At 39.3% G+C, this 2,170-nt stretch carries 2 protein-coding genes; both read left to right on the top strand.

Annotated elements, in window-relative coordinates; all coding sequences use genetic code 11:
- Positions 1–424: 424 nt before the first annotated feature.
- Positions 425–1,030 (top strand): hypothetical protein, encoded by a 606-nt coding sequence (locus BCT81_RS27055; protein ID WP_133152745.1) that lies wholly within the window; start codon positions 425–427, stop codon positions 1,028–1,030.
- A gap of 125 nt (positions 1,031–1,155) precedes the next feature.
- Positions 1,156–1,905, top strand: coding sequence for a hypothetical protein (locus BCT81_RS27050; protein WP_102426464.1), 750 nt, complete (start codon positions 1,156–1,158; stop codon positions 1,903–1,905).
- Positions 1,906–2,170: the final 265 nt, after the last annotated feature.

Here is a 2,170-nt window from a genome sequence, read left to right as displayed (position 1 = left end):
GAATTTTTACCCGTGGCATTTTCTAGCTCGAAAATGCCCTGAAATGCGTTAGACCAAATACCCTACGAAATTTAGGGGCGTGCGTTTGCCCTACTAAATCTAATCAGACGAAAGAAGATAAGATCATGCTCATTTGGAGTGCAATCAGGGTGAAAATCGTATCTCTCGGAATCCGCCGGAGTTATACGGAAACTTCCTGCAATTTCTGAAGCTCATGCCTTAGACACTAGGCTGTGCGGGCTTTCGATTGAACGTGAATATAATTAGCGTTACTATTGATTGCATATAATTACGGAAAGATCCGTCTATAAAGCGTTAGCTGAAAAAAGAATGTTGGAGATAGTTAAAAGTAATGTGGGATATTCTATTGTCGGCTCTAATTTTCACTTTGGGTCTTGTCGGGGGTATCTGGGCAGGAGTGTTGATGGAACCTTCTGTCCCAGAAGGTGAAATGACAATATCGGAGTTGCTGTCATTGAGCTTTACCATTCTTGGTGGGGGAGCTGGCTTTATAGCTACAATTTTTGCTCTTTATGTATATCACCAATGGAGAGCTCAGAAACGAAATGACACTATCTACTCGACAAAAGTTGTTTTGATAAAACACATATGTGCAATCGTCGTGTATGCAGGAAATATGTTAGTTGCAAGGGCAAACCCCAATACAACAAAGGTCAATGAACATCGGGTCAACTTAATTAAAACAATGTCAGAAATTGCCGTTGAGTCAGATATTTTGAAGTCTCTTTCTACAGACTCAGAAGAGTTGGCGAATGAACTTATGCTCCTAAATGCAATTAGTGCTGAAATTTTAAACATGCGACTTTGGCCTGAAGAAGATCATATTGACAAAATTTACATTGCTTCAACACATGAATGGTCATGTGAACGTGTAAAGAGCTTCTTTGACCTAGTTGACCATGATCTTTGGGAAGACTTAGGTGGGCGGTGTTATAAATTAGAAAATATTAAAGCAGAAATAAATACCATAGCTGAAGGCACAAAAAATACGCTTAGAAACGGGCTGTAAAATCCAGATAACAAGGCCATCAAGGTGACGCTTTACACTCGGCATTTTTGGTTTGGAGTTCAACTGGCTTGGTGAGTTTCGCGGGGCGCACCTTATGGCTGGCGTTATACAAATGAGGAGTTTTGGTGTACAGCACAGAACAAAAATTGGTTGATGAGTTATTTCATACGGCTGAGTGTAGCGAAAACTTGTTCGATCTCGCAATAGCCTCGCTGAATACTCAAATGAATGAGGAGTACGCTGTACTTAAGCGGGAGTTGGATACAGCTGAAAAACGTTACGATGACTGGAACTCGGATTACGATGCAAAATACCAAGCTACGGATGAGTACGTTGAATTTAATATCGATGAGTACCATGACTTGGTTTTAGACTGCCAAGCATCACGAGCTCACAGCGAATACATTTCTGATCAAGTATTTGCTTTAGTGGAAATGCAAGTGATTTACTCATTTAAGCAGTTGGAAATTACGCTTAAGAGCTTGCTATCTTTAGCTTTTAGTAACGTTGACAAAAAGTCTTTATTCAATTGGAAATCTTTGAAAAAAGAGTATAACTCAAGAAATGTCAAAATAAGTGAGGTTGATAATTATGTGCCAATTAATCAGTTGCGTGTCGTTAACAATGCTCTGAAGCATTCTTCGACAATCACTCAAGAAGTAAAAGACTTAGCAATTGTAGAGTTTCGTGACTTAGAGCTATTTGACTATGAATCACTGAACTCTTTTTATCAGCGTATTAAAGGTGACATAAAGATTTTCTTACTTGCAGTAGTTTGTATGCTTGTGAGTTCTCTAGGGTTATCTCACTTACACTGGAGAACCAACCCAAACAGAGATGAGACGTTTGAGTTTGATATGGATATACCGTTTTGATGTAATGTCGAAATAATTTGTATAACAGATAAGGATTAAGCGTTGCGTAGCCAACGTTAAATCCCAAGTGTTGAACAAGCCCGAGCCTCTACTCTATATAAGTAAATTATGCGATCTGCTCTAGAAGGGTGGCGGCCTTGATACTTTTCTCAAGGTAAACGCGGTCTTCGAAAGACAGAGATTTCGACAAATCATCCGGTGCGTTCTGCACATCAATTTTGCTATTTGCAATACCTGTAGTTATTCAAGGCTTGCTAATATAAGG

The sequence above is a fragment of the Vibrio sp. 10N.261.52.A1 genome, assembly GCF_002876325.1.
Lineage (GTDB): Bacteria > Pseudomonadota > Gammaproteobacteria > Enterobacterales > Vibrionaceae > Vibrio > Vibrio chagasii.
This window is presented reverse-complemented; position numbering and strand designations above follow the sequence as displayed.